This window comes from Photorhabdus caribbeanensis (genome assembly GCF_018448885.1).
Lineage (GTDB): Bacteria > Pseudomonadota > Gammaproteobacteria > Enterobacterales > Enterobacteriaceae > Photorhabdus > Photorhabdus caribbeanensis.
The window spans coordinates 183117-199849 of the sequence record NZ_RCWB01000003.1 but is presented as its reverse complement, the minus strand read 5'-3'; the positions used below and the strand labels follow the sequence as shown (position 1 = coordinate 199849).

At 42.6% G+C, this 16733-nt stretch carries 12 protein-coding genes and 2 pseudogenes; 4 read left to right on the top strand and 10 right to left on the bottom strand.

Annotated features, from left to right (window positions below; genetic code table 11):
- Positions 1-59 precede the first annotated feature (59 nt).
- From rmuC to udp, 4 genes are all read right to left on the bottom strand, one after another.
- Positions 60-1355, bottom strand: coding sequence for a DNA recombination protein RmuC (gene rmuC, locus EAE90_RS04115; protein WP_422615978.1), 1296 nt, complete (start codon positions 1353-1355; stop codon positions 60-62).
- Between the two features lie 165 nt (positions 1356-1520).
- Positions 1521-2057 carry a DedA family protein gene (locus EAE90_RS04110; protein ID WP_422615977.1) on the bottom strand — a complete coding sequence of 179 codons (537 nt, stop codon included), beginning with the start codon at positions 2055-2057 and terminating at the stop codon, positions 1521-1523.
- Positions 2058-2251: 194 nt separating this feature from the next.
- On the bottom strand, positions 2252-3034 hold the full coding sequence (locus EAE90_RS04105; protein WP_214052386.1) for a tyrosine-protein phosphatase: 783 nt from the start codon (positions 3032-3034) through the stop codon (positions 2252-2254).
- 94 nt (positions 3035-3128) lie between these two features.
- Positions 3129-3884, bottom strand: coding sequence for a uridine phosphorylase (gene udp, locus EAE90_RS04100; protein ID WP_214052385.1), 756 nt, complete (start codon positions 3882-3884; stop codon positions 3129-3131).
- 711 nt (positions 3885-4595) lie between these two features.
- On the opposite strand from udp, the gene pcp reads away from it, so the two are divergent.
- Positions 4596-5252 (top strand): pyroglutamyl-peptidase I, encoded by a 657-nt coding sequence (pcp, locus tag EAE90_RS04095; protein ID WP_214052384.1) that lies wholly within the window; start codon positions 4596-4598, stop codon positions 5250-5252.
- A 246-nt stretch (positions 5253-5498) separates the two neighbouring features.
- Here pcp and EAE90_RS04090 read toward each other — a convergent pair whose 3' ends face one another.
- The gene (locus EAE90_RS04090; protein ID WP_214052383.1) at positions 5499-6335 is read right to left on the bottom strand and encodes an intradiol ring-cleavage dioxygenase; all 837 of its coding nucleotides are present in this window, start codon (positions 6333-6335) and stop codon (positions 5499-5501) included.
- Positions 6336-6577: 242 nt separating this feature from the next.
- Positions 6578-8854 carry a 5-methyltetrahydropteroyltriglutamate--homocysteine S-methyltransferase gene (metE, locus tag EAE90_RS04085; RefSeq protein WP_214052382.1) on the bottom strand — a complete coding sequence of 759 codons (2277 nt, stop codon included), beginning with the start codon at positions 8852-8854 and terminating at the stop codon, positions 6578-6580.
- Between the two features lie 108 nt (positions 8855-8962).
- Between metE and metR the strand changes: the two genes are divergently transcribed.
- Positions 8963-9919, top strand: coding sequence for an HTH-type transcriptional regulator MetR (metR, locus tag EAE90_RS04080; RefSeq protein WP_214052381.1), 957 nt, complete (start codon positions 8963-8965; stop codon positions 9917-9919).
- 193 nt (positions 9920-10112) lie between these two features.
- Here the strand turns inward: metR and EAE90_RS04075 are convergent, their stop codons facing one another.
- Positions 10113-11762, bottom strand: a complete 1650-nt coding sequence (locus EAE90_RS04075; protein ID WP_214052380.1) for a Na+/H+ antiporter — start codon at positions 11760-11762, stop codon at positions 10113-10115.
- A 272-nt stretch (positions 11763-12034) separates the two neighbouring features.
- Positions 12035-13381, bottom strand: coding sequence for an NCS2 family permease (locus tag EAE90_RS04070; RefSeq protein ID WP_214052379.1), 1347 nt, complete (start codon positions 13379-13381; stop codon positions 12035-12037).
- Positions 13382-13828: 447 nt separating this feature from the next.
- On the opposite strand from EAE90_RS04070, the pseudogene EAE90_RS04065 reads away from it, so the two are divergent.
- Together EAE90_RS04065 and EAE90_RS04060 are read left to right on the top strand one after the other, a co-directional pair.
- Positions 13829-14004: pseudogene (locus EAE90_RS04065) on the top strand (type II toxin-antitoxin system CcdA family antitoxin).
- A gap of 2 nt (positions 14005-14006) precedes the next feature.
- Positions 14007-14320: pseudogene (locus EAE90_RS04060) on the top strand (CcdB family protein).
- A gap of 232 nt (positions 14321-14552) precedes the next feature.
- On the opposite strand, the gene EAE90_RS04055 reads toward EAE90_RS04060, so the two are convergent.
- Both EAE90_RS04055 and EAE90_RS04050 read right to left on the bottom strand, forming a co-directional pair.
- A complete protein-coding gene (locus EAE90_RS04055) occupies positions 14553-15749 on the bottom strand; it encodes an MFS transporter (protein ID WP_214052378.1) in 1197 nt (398 codons plus the stop codon).
- A gap of 108 nt (positions 15750-15857) precedes the next feature.
- Complete coding sequence (locus EAE90_RS04050; RefSeq protein ID WP_214052377.1) at positions 15858-16610, bottom strand: sulfite exporter TauE/SafE family protein; 753 nt, start codon at positions 16608-16610, stop codon at positions 15858-15860.
- Between the last annotated feature and the right edge of the window lie 123 nt (positions 16611-16733).

Genomic DNA, 16733 nt, shown 5'->3' with positions numbered 1-16733 from the left:
TTTTTATTCAAAGCGTTATAAAAGTGTATCAGCCTTTCAGATAAAACCCTATCCTGGTATTAATCATTAGCACAGAATGGTTGGCTGGCCTTATCAACCAGTTCGGGATCAATCGGACGTTTCACCTCAACACCTAAATTACGAAAACTCTCTGCCTGACTTATCAGGTTGCCGCGTCCCTCAGTCAATTTTTTCATTGCCTGTCGGTAATTAAGTTGAGCCTTATCCAAGCTTTGCCCTAAACCTTGCATATCCTCGACAAACAAGCGCATTTTATCGTACATACGGGCGGCCTTATCGGCGATTAAACGCGCATTCTGGCTTTGATACTCATAGCGCCACAAGTTATTAATAGTACGTACAGCAACTAACAATGTTGATGGACTAACCAGCATAATATTGTGTTTAAGTGCTTCATCAAGCAGCTCAGGCGCCTTGTTCAGCGCAACCAGATAAGCGGCTTCAACCGGAATAAACATCAATACATAGTCCAACGATTTCAGCCCAGGCAACTGTTGGTAATCTTTGCGGCTCAAACCACGAATATGGCCTTTAATTGAATCGATATGTTCTTGAAGGGCTAATTCCTGCTGACGCCGCTCGCCACTGTTAAAATAACGCTCATAAGCGACCAGCGACATTTTGGCATCAATGACCACATCCTTCCCTTGCGGTAAATGAACAATAACATCGGGTTGGAAACGGCGGTTTCCCTCTACCTTGATACTTACCTGAGTACAAAACTCATGCCCTTCTCGTAAACCAGAAGCTTCCAGAATACGGGATAACACAACTTCTCCCCAATCTCCCTGAATTTTATTATTACCTTTAAGGGCATTTGTCAGATTGATAGCTTCCTGCGCCATCTGGGCATTCAGTTGCTGTAAGTTACGGATTTCATGTGCAAGTGTATGACGTTCACGGGCTTCCTGACCAAAACTCTCCTGTACCTGCCGATAAAGGCCATCAAGCTGTTCGCGAAATGGCGCTAAAAGCGTATTGAGACTCTGCTGATTTTGTTCATCAGTACGACGACCCGTTTGCTCAAAAATACGATTAGCCAAATTCTCAAATTGAGTATTCAAACGCAGTTCACTGTTGATCAGCAACCGCTGTTTCTCTTCAGCCGCGAGGCGACTCTCTTCCAGACGAGTCGTCACTTCCCGCAGTTCAGATTCTTGCACGCTATTGATTTCTCTCTGAGCCCGCAATTCCTGGTTCAATTGTTCGCATTCAACCCGCCAATAAGCGGATTGTTCAAGTTTCTCATTGGCAACGGCAAGCTGGCTGTCCAATTTCCGTAATTCCAACTCTTGCTGTTGAATACGTTGATGAACGGAGAACCAAACGAGAATACCACCGCCCAACAGGCCGCCAAGTGTACCTATCAACGTATATAACAACTGGATACCCACCGGTACTTCCTCTATCTAATGCTTAGACCAGATAAACTAAATTGCCACTGTATAGATGTCCAGAATGATTTATACAGATAGTTCAGTCTGCGAAGCCGCTCCCAATTAACTCACCCATTTCACTAACCATTGCAAACCAAACGCGCCTGGCGCTAATACACCAAAAGACCAGATAAGTGCGGAACAGATATTCGCTATCTGGAAATAACGCAATGGCATGGCACAAATACCCGCGACTAACGGCACAATTGCCCGGAATGGCCCAAAGAATCGACCAAAGAAAATGCTCCAAATCCCCCAACGTTCAAAGAAATGGTGTACTCGCGTCAGTAATTGCGGTTTACGGGAAATAGGCCAAATTTTACCAACATCACCTTTAAAATGGGCGCCTACAATATAAGATACCCAATCGCCCAAAAAAGCCCCTACTGCGGCTGCCAACCAAATTGGCCAGAAATTAAGGCCGCTTTCACCTATTAATGCCCCCAATCCAAGCAATATGATTGTTGCAGGTAATAACAAGGAGAAAAAAGCCAGAGATTCACCAAAAGCGAGCAAAAAAACAATCGGCATGATCCAGGTATCATGAGCTTTAACAAAAGCGATTACCAGATCAACTATTTCATGAAGACTCAAATTCATATTCCTATATTGATTAACATACCCTATGGATTTCAAGATGCATCGCGACAGCAAGGGAAAGAATCCCCGGGAGCATAGCGAACTATGTGACTGGGGTGAGCGAGTACAGCCAACAAAGAGGCAACTTGAAAGATAACGGGTAATACCACATTCAATTTAACCACCGCTGCATTAACCAGAATTAAACCAACTTTTTATTCAAGGAAATAACCTTGTAATTTCTTACGAGCAGTAAAATCAAGGCCAAGATCTTTCTCCAGCCATATATCTACACTGCCATAATATTGATTAATACTGTTTAATGCCGTCATTAAAAACTCTTCTCTCACTGAATAAACATAAGCGAATTTATCAACCACATCATCACTCATGGTTTTCGCATGCTCATTTAACAAATATTCACGGTAAGGAGCCAGAGTAGAGTGAGTTACTAAATAATCGTCCATTACCGTATCCAAATCAGCCCCCAAAGCAAATAATACCAGAGCAGAACCTACACCGGTTCTGTCTTTACCGACCGCGCAATGCTGGACTATCCCACCTTTTTCCGGTTGTTGCAGTAATTTAACTAATGTCTTATAAGCTGAATTTTTCAGAGGCAGTAATTCATAAAGACGAAACATAAATGCCTGCGGATCAAATTGTTCTAACATCTCTGACGCCAATTTTTCCAAATTCGCATTCACTTCATCAGATAATGGATTGGCCGGAGCATGATGATAATTAGCGCCATTCCATACCAAATCGGGCTTATCCGCTATTTCACTGATATCACGATAATCTATGATTTGAAAGAGATTTTTATTTGCCAAGAAAGACTGATCTTTTTCTGTTAAGCGATCTAGGGAACCAGAACGGAAAAGTAAACCTGATTTGATTTTTCCACCACTCGCGACTTTTTTACCGCCTAAATCACGAAAATTAATCCCTCCATTGAGAGGAAGCACTGATGGATGCAATAAAGAAGTTGTGATCATGATGACTCTTAATCAATTGTTAGGTGTTAAGACATTAACAGATTTCTCTTTAAAATAAGAGTGAGCCGGAATACTCCGGCCCAAAAAGTATGATTTATAACAAACGGCGAGCCGCTTCTACTACAATCCCCAATGCATTACTTTCTGTTTTCTCAAGTAATTCAACATTAGGAATCTCCTGCTGAGTACGGTTAACAATAACACCGGCAACCATACCCGCTCGCAGTCCTTGGCTTGCACACATTGTTAATAAAGTCGCCGATTCCATTTCATAATTCATGACCCCCATCGCCTGCCATTCAGCCATTGAACCCTTGAAACGGCTCACAACACGGCCAGAATAGGTATCGTAACGCTCCTGACCGGGATAAAAAGTATCGGAAGAGGCTGTTACCCCTACATGTACCGTTGCACCTAAATCTTTTGCTGCTTGGTACAAAGCAGTCGTACATTCAAAATCGGCAACCGCCGGAAATTCCATCGGAGCAAAATGGAGGCTGGCGCCATCCAAACGAACAGCAGCGGTAGTCACCAACACATCACCAACATTGATATTTTCTTGAATTGCACCTGTTGTGCCGATACGCAAAAAAGTACGCACCCCCAATTGCGCTAATTCTTCAACAGCAATAGAGGTTGATGGGCCACCGATCCCCGTAGAGCACACAATGACAGCTTTACCCTCAATTTCTGCCCGCCATGACGTAAATTCACGTAAAGAAGCAAGATGAATTGGGTTATCCATCAATCTTGCGATTTTTTCCACACGTTTCGGATCACCCGGGACAATAGCTAAAGTTGCGCCTTGCAGGTCGCTTTTGGTCAGACCTAAGTGAAATACATCAGACATATCAGACTCCTCAGCAAGAAGAATTTATAATGAAATTAGTTGAGATTTACTATATTGAGCATTTAGACATCTTTTAGTGATAAATGTCACTTCAAAGTAATATAAAAAAGAAAAACGTACATTATTTTGAGACATAAATCACAAAATAGCCATAAAACGGGTAAAAAAACAGGGTATTTTCTTCCGTCCATAAACTAATCTGGAATTAAGCTTGTATTATGGAAAAAACAATCCATTGTTTAATTATATTTATATTTCAAACATACCGAGAAAAATATATCACAGATTATCTCATAGAAATCTTTTCCCCCCTGAAAGTTGATAAAGGTTAATATCCATCTGGTCAAAAAGACCAAATTACCGTTTCATAACCCGGTCATAAAACAAAATATTTACTATAAACCCTCCACTTAGCCAAATATAAATCACCACCGTTATTAAAATATTCCCTTAACATTTATAAATCAATAGCTCAATAAGCTGGATTGTTCTTAAAATGACTTTTTCTTATTATGAATATATTAAAAGATTAACTGTCTTTTACTTCTATAACTAACAAACAACTTTTCTTGCTTATTTACCAACATATTGCAATTATACTTTCAACAAAAATAAAACAATTGCCAAATATAAATATCACAGTCATCTTTTTATAGAATGCATATTGCTTAGATATATTAGACTCTTTCCACAATACAAAGGGCACTATCTATGACAACACAGAAAACAGTTTTAATTACAGGTTTCGAGCCTTTCGACCAAGAAACGATTAATCCATCATGGGAAGCAGCTAAACAATTGCAAGGGCGAGAATTATGCGGGGTCCGTATTGAAGCGCGTCAGCTTCCATGTGTGTTCGACGTCTCCCTAGCTTGTCTGTATGCCGCTATTGATGATGTACAGCCTGATCTGGTCATTGCCGTGGGGCAGGCAGGCGGTAGACCAAATATTACCGTGGAACGCGTGGCAATTAATATCGATGATGCTAGCATTCCTGATAATCAAGGCAATCAGCCTATCAATACCCCCATAGTCGCAGCAGGCCCCGCCGCCTACTTCGCCACATTGCCGATCAATGCGATAGTCAAGGGTTTGCGTGATGCAGGAATCCCCGCCTCCATTTCACAAACCGCAGGCACTTTTGTCTGTAATCACGTCATGTATGGCTTATTGCATCATTTGGCATGCACCCATCCTGAAATACGCGGTGGATTTATCCATATTCCTTATCTGCCTGAGCAAGCAACTCGGTATTCAGGAACGCCAAGTATGGCTCTAGAAACAGTTATAACAGCACTGGAAATTGCTATCGATGAAGCATTAAAAAACAGTGAAGATATCGCTACTAATGGAGGCACAACTCATTAATTTGACATTTTGCTTGAGGGACTAAAAGTTTTTCTCTGGGAAAATGACAGGCACAGAAAATATGCTCTACTGATAATATCAATCAAACAGTAAAGATAATCCTCTCTGTGCCTGTATAGTATCATTATGTGATTATTAGGAATAATAATACTCTCTTTAAAGAGTTAATCAAAATGATATTTAAACCAATTGCTTCATAATCTTAACTGCTATTACACCAAAACCCGATTTATTCAAAAAAGCAAATTATACGGTATGAGAATAGAGCTCACTTTTAGTGATATATTTAGATATATTTTCCAAGTCTATCGATAGAACTATTTCACCCAGTATCCCACGGTTAATATCAGATTCGTCTATTTTTGTTACTTTTATTTCTGAAAGATGACCATTCATATTTTTAAAATATACATCCTCATAATTTTTGGTTCTGACTATCTTCCGTTTTGAATACATATCATATTTATAAACCTCTGTATTGATTTCTTCTGGAAAATACATTTGACCAACAAAAGCAAAGTGCTCTTTGTCATCCACACTTGTGCTCAATTTTCTGATTGCAATATGAATATGAGTCGCTCTGCCAGCATAAAACCCAGGGTAAATAGTCGTAAAATTAACTACACCATTATTATCCGATGGCTGAGCTCCTCTCAGAAAATTTTGTTCATCAGTTCTATTGACCGAAGCTATTCCATCAACGTTAGGTACTATATCTGGGTTAATATAACTCCAACCAGAATATTTTCCCCGACTATTACAATGCCAGATATCAACAAATAAATTTTCAACCGGTTTACATGTTTTCTTATCCATGACAGTAATCTTCAATAAAAAAGGTATTCCTACTTCTGAATCGGTAATATCCCTTCTCACAATTTTGTCATTTCGGAAATACGGTCCTGATATCTGCTCTGGCGCAAGCGTACATACGCCTATTCCATGTAGTGGGGATAATAACTTTTCTTCCGCACGAGCTAAAGCAATCGGAGCAAGTGCAGCAGTTGCTGTAATAGCGGCACTACTTTTTAAAAAATTTCTTCGAGAGCTACTTTTCTTACCTTTCAACTTATTAACATCCATATAATCCTCTCTTTAATTATTAAATTTCTATTAAAATGCTTCCATCTTGTTACTACCCGAGTTATTTTGTTAATAAAATGTACTTTTTCAAATACCAATATGGCATATATAAGTTACTAAAAGTTTGGTAATAGAAACGACCCCGGCTAAGCCGCACCACTATGCGTTGCTACAAAAAGAAAGGTTATTTTTTGAAAAATGCCCATCACCAATTAAAGGTGACAGGCAAATTGTTGGATGAGTTATTTCACTGATTCACGCAGACGTTTAGCGGCTTGTACCATATTTGCCAGTGACTGGCGAGTTTCAGTCCAACCACGGGTTTTCAGGCCACAATCCGGGTTAACCCACAAGCGTTCGACCGGAATACGATCAGCCGCTTTACGTAGCAGTGCTTCAATCCATTCAACACTCGGTACGTTAGGCGAATGAATATCATAAACACCCGGCCCGATTTCATTCGGATAAGAGAAGTTTTCGAATGAATCCAACAGCTCCATATCTGAACGAGAAGTTTCAATGGTAATCACGTCCGCATCTAATGCTGCAATGGAAGGCATGATGTCATTGAACTCGCAATAACACATATGAGTGTGAATCTGTGTGTCATCTTTAGCAATTGCCGCATTCAATTTAAATGCTTCTACCGCCCAATCAAGATAGGACTGCCACTCTTCCCGGCGTAGTGGTAAACCTTCACGCAATGCTGGCTCATCAATCTGGATGATACCAATACCGGCTTTTTGCAAATCGTCCACTTCATCACGCAGTGCCAATGCAATCTGCTTAGCAATCGTCTCACGGCTGACATCTTCCCTTGGGAATGACCAACAAAGAATTGTCACCGGCCCGGTTAACATCCCTTTGACAGGTTTTTCCGTCAACGATTGAGCATATTTAGCCCATTCTACCGTGATAGCTTCAGGACGGCTGACGTCACCAATAATCACTGGTGGCTTAACACAGCGGGAGCCATAGCTCTGAACCCAACCATTCTGCGTAAAGACAAAACCGTCGAGGTGTTCACCGAAGTACTCCACCATGTCGTTACGTTCAGCTTCGCCATGAACCAAGACATCCAATCCTAAACGTTCTTGTTCGTTAATTGCCTGCTTAATATGCTCACAGATATTGGTACGATAGCTGGCGCCATCTACCCGACCTTTTTTGAAATCCAAACGCAAGCCGCGAATTTCCGTCGTTTGCGGGAATGATCCAATGGTTGTTGTCGGCCACAATGGCAAGTTATAGCGCTGACGCTGTATTTCCGCACGCTGTGGGTATGGTTGATTACGCTCACTGTCTTGTGGCTTAATTGCCGCAAGGCGCTCAGTCACAGCCTGATTATTCACCCGTTTAGATTCACGACGGGCACGGATTGGCGTACTGTAGGCATCCAATTCCGCTTGTTTACCACCTTCTGGCTGATTCAATGCCGCAGACAGCAGGGCTAACTCTTCACACTTCTGCAATGCGAATGCAAACCAGCTTTTCACCTCTGCATCAAGCGCAGTCTCATCATTCAGATCAATAGGACTATGCAGAAGGGAACAGGAAGAACCGATCCACAATGTACGGCTACCTACCAATGGTTTAATCAACTGATATTTAGTCGTTAAATCAGCACGCCATACATTACGACCATTAATCACACCAAGGGAAAGCACCCACTCTTTTGGCAATGACTCATTCAGTTGCGCGACATCATCCTGACCAGCAACCAGATCCACATGTAGCCCTTGTACCGGCAAGGATTTGATCGTTTCTAGATTGTTACCAACACTATCGAAATAGGTAGTCAGCAATAATTTAACCTGCCCTTGAAGCGCCTGATAAGCAACCGGATAAGCTGCCAACCACTCGGCTGGTAGTTCCAGTACCAACGCAGGTTCATCAATCTGAACCCACTCGATGCCACGTCTGGCTAACTCAGCTAATACTTGCTGATAAACAGGAAGAATATCTTTCAATAAAGAGAGACGATCAAATGCCTGACCTTTCACTTTGCCCAGCCACAGGTAAGTTACCGGCCCCAGTAACACGGGTTTTACTTGATGACCCAGAGCCAACGCTTCATCTACTTCTTCCAGTAACTGAGTCCAACTCAGTTTAAATTCTTGCCCTTGCTGAAATTCTGGCACGATATAATGGTAATTAGTATTAAACCATTTAGTCATTTCTGCGGCGGCAGCAGGTTCACCCGTCGGTGCACGACCGCGAGCAATACGGAACAGAGTATCTAGATCAATCGTGCCATCTGAATTCTGGTGACGTGGTGGCACATTACCGAGTAGTAAACTGGTGGTTAGAACATGATCATACCAAGCGAAATCACCAACCGGCACTAAATCAACACCAGCCTGCTTCTGTTGCTCCCAGTGACGGGCACGTAGCTCACGGCCAGTTTCCAATAATTCTTGCTGAGAAATTTTCCCTGCCCAATAGTTCTCCTGAGCCTTTTTGAGTTCTCTTTTCAAACCGATACGTGGAAAGCCAAGTGTGTGATTAATAATCGTCATTTCATTATCCCGTCATTTTTAGCCATCTAGATGTTTACACATCCATAATCAACAGGTAAGGTATAAACCACAAGCGCAATTTATTCATTATCATCCTGAAGGTTTCTCATGGTCGAAATAAAACATCTAAAAACATTACAATCATTGAGTCATTACGGTTCATTAGCGGCGGCAGCCAATCATCTGCATCAAACACAATCCGCTTTGTCTCATCAGTTCAGCGATCTTGAACATCGCCTTGGCTTCCGGTTGTTCATTCGTAAAAGTCAACCGCTTCGCTTCACTCCACAGGGTGAAATTTTATTACGGCTAGCGGAACAAGTGCTCCCTCTGGTTCAAAATGCACTCCGCGAATGTAAAGAGCCGGGCCAAACAAATCTGCGCATCGCTATTGAGTGCCATAGTTGTATTCAATGGCTGACGCCTGCGCTCAAGCATTTCCGAGAAACCTGGCCGCAAGTCAATGTGGATTTCAAATCCGGCGTTACTTTTGATCCACAGCCTGCGCTACTGCAACGGGAACTGGATGTCGTTCTGACATCAGATATTCTCCCTGAGAGTCATCTACACTACACACCGCTATTTGATTATGAGGTCAAACTGGTTGTCGCTCCGGATCATCCTCTGGCAAATAAATTGCACATCCAGCCAACAGATTTAATTGATGAAACATTGATGATCTACCCCGTTCAGCGTCAGCGATTCGATATCTGGCGGCGTTTCTTGCAACCTGCGGGGGTTGCCCCTACGTTGAAAAATGTGGATAACACCCTATTACTGATACAAATGGTCGCTGCCCGCATGGGAATCGCAGCCCTGCCACATTGGGTTGTTGAGACATTTGAAAGACAGGGGTTAATAGTAACTAAAACATTGGGAGAAGGTTTATGGAGCAGACTGTATGCTGCCGTTCGTGAAGGCGAGCAGTATCAACCTGAAACAGACGCATTTATCCATTCCGCTCGTCAGCACGCGATGGATAATCTGCCATTCGTAAAAGGAATTGCAAAACTAAACGTTGATGATCCCAGAACAACACAGCAACAAAACCCTCTCCAATGGTAAATTTTATCAACCACTCCACCGGAACCAACGCACTATTCATCATTGCCAGGGGGTTCCGGTATCTATTGTGAAAAAACGAATACCGCCAGCCAGACACGAGAAACACTATAAATCAGCTATCAACCTGACAAGTGAGATACTCACCGATCAGGCTGAATAAAGTGACTCTCAAGATTATCGTGACAACCAAATATCAGTGCTCTTTCTGTACCAGCAGAGCTTCCAGTAAATCCAAATCATGCAGTAAAGTTTGAAGCGTCTCATTACTGATTTTTCTGGTTGCACGCAAATGATACAACTCACCGCGCTCTGCCCTTAATGCGGTCAGACGAAAACGGCGTTCCAAATCTTCCACTAGCAGGTTATGTTCCATCTCATCCTGCCCCACAGTACGGCGACGCAAATAGCCAATTACCCTGGAAGCAACTTCAGTAATCACTTCAGCATCCAATTGCTCTTCGGGACTAGCAGAAAGACGCTCTTCCATCTTATTCATACTGACAATCGCCACCTCCGCCATAGCTGCCCGCGCCATTCGTACCTCACTGATATCGGCCTCTTTATCGCAAGTTTGCATTCCCCGTAACAGGAATGGCAAAGAGAGAACGCCAATTAACAACGAGAACAGGATAACTCCCGCGGCAATAAAGATAAGCTGATAACGGGCCGGGAATGGCGTACCATCCGTCAGAAAAAGAGGTACAGACAGTGCGCCAGCCAGTGTGATTGCACCACGGACTCCGGCAAAAGATGCCAGCCATAATTCACGAGTGGTATAAGTCGCAAAATTCAGTGGATTTTTTTTCATAAAAACTTTGCTGATATTCTTCATCAGCCATAACCAGCAGAAACGCAGCAGTAGAAGGGCGCCATAAATCACTGCAACCGCGGCGAACAGCATCCAGGTTTCAACAGTTGGATCAAGTTCTGCCTGTACAACGGAAGTTTGCCAGATCCCCGGCAATTGCAGGCCCAACATAATAAACACCAGGCCATTAAACACGAACGCCAACATTGACCAGACGCTATCAGCGCGTAAACGCATCGCTAATGGCGCATTACGGATAACCCCAGATTTACTGATAGTCATACCTGCGGCAACCGCAGCCAAAATACCGGAAACGCCAATATGTTCCGCAATCAAATAAGAAGCAAACGGCAACAGCAACATGAAAACAATTTGGGTTGCTGGATCGCCACCGCTCCAACGATTCATTAAACGCAGGGATTTACTGTACAACCAAGTTACTGCAATACCGGATAACAAACCGCCAATAGCAACCTTGAAGAATTCTATGGTCATGTCAGTAACAGAAAACGCCATCGTTCCCATTGCTATCGCTACAGCGAACTTTAAGGCTACCAGGCCGGAAGCATCGTTCATTAACGCTTCCCCTTCCATCACATTCATCATGCGCTTAGGCATGCGCCTTTTTCCAACAATGGATGATAAAGCCACCGCATCTGTCGGCGATAGCACAGCAGCAAGGGCAAAAGCAGCAATTAACGGAATGCCTGGCATCAGCCAGTAAATCAGATAACCAATACCGACAACAGTAACCAGCACCAATACCAGCATCAGTATGAAAATTTCCCGCCCGTACTGGAAAAACTCTCTGGTTGGCATTTTCCAGCCATCAACAAATAGCAAAGGAGGAATTAGCAGAACAAGAAATAGCTCAGGATTAAAAGTAACATGTAAGCCAAAGTGCGGCCAAGCCAGCAATGCTCCCATTGCAATCTGCATTAATGGCAGAGGTATGCGGAACGGAATCACTTTAGTCAGAACGCCAGAAACTGAAACCACCAAAATCAAGATCAGAATAGTAAAGAATATTTCCATGTTGCCCTTACAATTTACCTAAGAACCGTTGGTATACAGATTGAAACTCTTTTTCTTCCCGTTAACACAAAAACAGTGTGAATAAATCTTAAACTAAAATAACTGAATCAATCGAAAAAGGTAGATACACGCGGAGCCGTATCCGAAAGAATTGCAGGAATATTGTAAACTAATCAGATAAATAGCGGGGGAAATAATTGAGAATTTAAAAGTAATCGCAAGAAATGGCAAAGTGCGCAGGGGTGAACACCCATTACGCACTTTTTAATCAATCAAATAGCCCAATCACCAGCATAAAATGCTACTAAAGCGATCGTAATTACCACTGTACCGATATTCAATTGACGCCATTCACCGGAACAGATACGACCAACAACCAGCGAACTGAAACCCAACATAATACCGGTTACAATATTGCAGGTCAGGACAATAAAGACCGCACAAAGCATACCGGACATCGCCCCAACAAAATCATCGAAATCCAGCTTTCTGACATTACTCAGCATTAGCAAACCAACATACATCAACGCCGGGGCCGTGGCATACGCTGGTACAAGATAGGAAAGTGGAGAAAAGAACAAAATTAACAGGAACAGGATACCGACAACTGTTGCAGTTAAACCTGTTTTACCGCCTGCTGCGGTACCCGCGGCTGATTCGATATATACCGCAGCCGGAGAAGCGCCGATAGCACCGGCAAAAATACTACTAACAGAATCGGCAGTTAGCGCTTTACCGCCGTTAATAATCTGTCCACCTTTATCCAACAGATTCCCTTGCCCTGCTACCGCACGGATGGTACCGGTCGCATCAAACACCGCAGTCATTACCAACGCCAACACACTGGGTAACACAATTGGCTGCAAAGCTCCCATAATATCCATACTAAAAATCAAGGACAAACCGTCATCTCCCAGACTCGGAACCTTAAAGAACCCTTGATATTTCACTGCCGGATCAAAAATCAGCCCAATAACAGAAATCACCACAATCACTAACAGCACACCACCGGGGACTTTCAATTTTTCCAAACCAAAAATAGCAGCCAACCCAAGCAGAGTCATCACAACCGGGAAAGAGGTGAACGAACCCAGAGCAACAGGCAGACCTTCCAGTGGGTTCTTAATGACCAGACCAACACCGTTTGACGCAATCAGTAACAAAAACAGCCCAATACCAATCCCTGCACCATGCGCAATACCCATTGGTATATTGCGTAAAATCCAAGAACGAATACCAGTAACAGAAATCACCGTAAATAAGCACCCCATCAGAAATACCGCACCGAGTGCAACCGGAATAGTGATTTGCTGCCCTAAAACCAAACTAAAGGCGGTAAATGCAGTCAACGAAATTGCACAACCAATTGCCATTGGCAAGTTAACCCACAGCCCCATTAACAAAGAACCAAAACCGGCAACCAAACAAGTCGCAATAAAGACAGCAGTATGGGGAAACCCGGCCTGCCCTAACATCCCCGGCACAACGATGACTGAATAAACCATCGCCAAGAAAGTTGTGATCCCTGCCAGAATTTCACGGCGTACCGTTGTGCCACGTTCAGTCAATTTAAAATACTTATCCAGTTTGCATTTAACTGGTGCCTGAGTGCCAGACATGTCGTTCCCCTGCATTATGTTCATGGTACTTCTTTCACTTCCTAATCAAACGAAAACGATTACTTCACTTAATAACGCCTAATGAATATTGCACCAATCGGTTCAACAAACATAAAAGCAATCGTTTGGCTTTTAGAATAGAAAGCAGCGAAAAAATTTGAGGCGAAAGATTATCCAGTGATCATAGTGTCGAAATCAATAGCTAACAGTATTATTTAGCCGAGCATTAGGAGAATGACTTCTGAAAATTAAACTTTCTACGATAGTTAGTCGCAATGTTTCAACCTTAGACGACAAGGAAGACCCAACAGTTTCACCATGAAATGACATGCGAGCCGTTACAAGTAACGAATGATAACACTGAACAAGCCGAAAAAACCGACATTCAGAATTACAATTCGTGTATGTATACATGTAAGCTACACGCCCACTCAATACCGGAGATAAATCCTGGCAGCAAGACAATGCAACACACAGAGCGCCACACTGACCGGCGCCTTGGATGCCGAATTACGCCATCGCGAGGCGCTGAAATGGCAGGAAGATAATAGGGAAGTCTGGAGGTATTAAACCGTTTCCATGACGAACATGGTTGTTTCAGTGATGAATACAGGGCATTTTAACGATGCAATTCACCGTTTACCGTAATACTGGGAAAACTGTTGTTTATCCCCTGTTGCTGGACGTCACGAATGACATTATCGGGCAGTTAAACCGCAGAATTGTGATCCCACTGCTGCCGGTTGAAAAATATCCTGACAGCAGTCGCCCTATTCGAATGCTCCCCCTTATCAGGCTGATAGACGACAAAGAATATGCTGTCATGACTCACGAACTAGCCAGTATATTGCTCATGCTTTGGGTGCTGAATTTTGCGATGTATCGCAATACCGTAATCAGGTAAAGGCGGCACTCGATTTCCTTTTTGACGGTATTTAGATCGGATAAGCGCAAACTGTTGCCAGACCGCGCTTATCCAACCAACTCCCTTGCGTGAAGATCCCCATGACATCAGTTTATGCTCGCCATATCGACGGTGGCGGCCTGAAAAGTGGTGAGAAGTGGGAAGCCTTACCGCGTTTACGGCGGAGCGCAGTCACGATTCGAGTGACTAGCTCTTAATTTACTCAGTGCTGACTGCTATTCACAGCCAGCTTTTACACCGGTACAACTATCGACTGAACACTTCGCTTTTATTACTTTTATCACTTTGTGGATTAAACCGATCCATTGTTGAAATCAGAAAGATCGTTGCAATGATGACAAGTAGAATAGGTAAACCTGATGGCGTCACTGAACTCGCTATACCGGCAAGCAGCGGCCCAAACAAACTGCCAATCCCCCACAACATAGCCGCTGCGGCATTAGCCACTATCAGATCATTTCCTGAGAAATACTGACCAATTTGGACCAATGCAATGGTGTAGATAGCCCCCGCAGTTGCCCCTAAAACAATCAACAGAGGCCAGATAAGATACTGATACATCATCACAAACGGCAATAACACACTCGCTCCGAGTGTGACTACGCCACAAATCTGGTACAAACGCATACGATTCATATGATCCGCCAGCCAACCAAATGGGAGCTGCATCAATGCATCGCCAGCAAGAACAACACTTATCATTAGTGCGGCTACCGCTTCGACATACCCACAACTCATTCCGTAGATGGGTAACATAGAAAGAATGGTCCCGTCGAAAAAGGAAAAAAACAGCACACCACCACAGATCGCCGGTGCAACCCTCACAAATTGAACAATAGAGAAATTGGATTGCTTACTGTGTTGCGGCAATTTATCGCCTTTCTTCTGATCTATCATGACAAAAAGCATCAGAGAGAAGATATGAATCAGAGTACAAATCAATATCGGCGTTTTATCTGCAATACCATAAAAAGCAATGATAGAAGGGCCAAGCAACTGACTGATAGTAAAAACCGTCGTATAAACAGCCAATACCCGGCCTCGTTTACTCTCCTCAGAGAGTTCATTAATCCAGGTTTCACCTAAACAGATCATTAAGCCGTTAGCAGCACCAGTCATTAGCCGCAGAGGAAAAAGCAACTCCATCGGCAACGAACCCAAAAGTGGGAGCAAACTGCCAGCAGAAACCCCAGTTGCAATCATCATGGCATGTTTTTTACCTACCAGAGCTGCAATTTTCTGGACTACCGGAGCACTCAAAAGAACCCCCAATGCCGGAGCCGCAGAAATTAAACCAATGTACAACTCATCAATACCTTGGCTATTCAAGCGTAACGCTATCATTGGGATCGTCAAACCAATAACAATGCCAATAACCGCGACACTCGTGGTAATAGTAAAGATGGCAAAAAAATTACTATTTCTATAATCACGACGGTTCATTTTATTTATGTTTATCCAGCAAAAATAAAGAGCATAAATATGAAATGAACTGAAAACAACAAATTAATAATATTATATTAAATATATTAATCCTGACTGTTTACTATTTCAAATAGTAAACATATAACGATATATCAGCATTAACCCTGAAACCAGCACAATAGTATTGATAAACTTCAAGAATGTTTCTCTGGAGATTTTCAATGTCATCTGGCGGCCGAAATAGATTCCCAACAACATGGCTGGAATAAATACCAGTATCAATAACAAAAATGAAGTGTCCAGATAGATACCCATGACAACAAAAATAATCACTCTTGTCAGGGTACTGAAACCAATTAAAGTCGTCTGAGTAATCCTGAAAATTTCCTTATCAGATATCCTCCCGGTTAGATAAATTGCATAAAGAAACCCTCCACTACCAAATAGCGCACTGAAAATACCGCCACTCAGACCAAATGGAATAGCGGCTTTAACGGGGAATTGACGGTAGGTTTTACTGAAAAATAGCGAATAAATTGAATAGAAAACAACAAATAATCCCAACACCAGAACTAAAACATCAGGTCGGGTCATCAATAAAATAGCGGCGCCCATCAAGCTACCGACAACCATTAATGGAATAACTAACTTAATCTCACTAAACTCTGACTTTTTACCCTCTCTAGTAACATTAATCACTGCGGCGGTTAAATCTATTAACGCGAGCATAGGAACAATTTTCGCTACAGGAATATAAAATGCCAGAATTGGACTAGCAATAAGTGCAGAACCAAACCCTGCCATACCAAAAACCAGATAAGCCAAGAAAACGACAAAAATGCAAATAAGCAAATCAGGCCATGCCAGTAGATGTAACATTTCTATTTCCCTGAAAATAGCTTCTAAACCAGAGTGTTTGTTTTCTCAATACTAATAGTTTTTACTATCACTTGTCAGGCCAATCTGCAAAAAATGGGATACACCAGTTAAAGATGTCCTTAT

What these genes read in the sequence shown, in the direction of transcription:
- EAE90_RS04110 (WP_422615977.1), bottom strand. Translation starts at nt 2,057, where the DNA reads ATGAATTTGAGTCTTCATGAAATAGTTGATCTGGTAATCGCTTTTGTT.
- EAE90_RS04105 (WP_214052386.1), bottom strand. Translation starts at nt 3,034, where the DNA reads ATGATCACAACTTCTTTATTGCATCCATCAGTGCTTCCTCTCAATGGA.
- udp (WP_214052385.1), bottom strand. Translation starts at nt 3,884, where the DNA reads ATGTCTGATGTATTTCACTTAGGTCTGACCAAAAGCGACCTGCAAGGC.
- pcp (WP_214052384.1), top strand. Translation starts at nt 4,596, where the DNA reads ATGACAACACAGAAAACAGTTTTAATTACAGGTTTCGAGCCTTTCGAC.
- EAE90_RS04090 (WP_214052383.1), bottom strand. Translation starts at nt 6,335, where the DNA reads ATGGATGTTAATAAGTTGAAAGGTAAGAAAAGTAGCTCTCGAAGAAAT.
- metE (WP_214052382.1), bottom strand. Translation starts at nt 8,854, where the DNA reads ATGACGATTATTAATCACACACTTGGCTTTCCACGTATCGGTTTGAAA.
- metR (WP_214052381.1), top strand. Translation starts at nt 8,963, where the DNA reads ATGGTCGAAATAAAACATCTAAAAACATTACAATCATTGAGTCATTAC.
- EAE90_RS04075 (WP_214052380.1), bottom strand. Translation starts at nt 11,762, where the DNA reads ATGGAAATATTCTTTACTATTCTGATCTTGATTTTGGTGGTTTCAGTT.
- EAE90_RS04070 (WP_214052379.1), bottom strand. Translation starts at nt 13,381, where the DNA reads ATGTCTGGCACTCAGGCACCAGTTAAATGCAAACTGGATAAGTATTTT.
- EAE90_RS04055 (WP_214052378.1), bottom strand. Translation starts at nt 15,749, where the DNA reads ATGAACCGTCGTGATTATAGAAATAGTAATTTTTTTGCCATCTTTACT.
- EAE90_RS04050 (WP_214052377.1), bottom strand. Translation starts at nt 16,610, where the DNA reads ATGTTACATCTACTGGCATGGCCTGATTTGCTTATTTGCATTTTTGTC.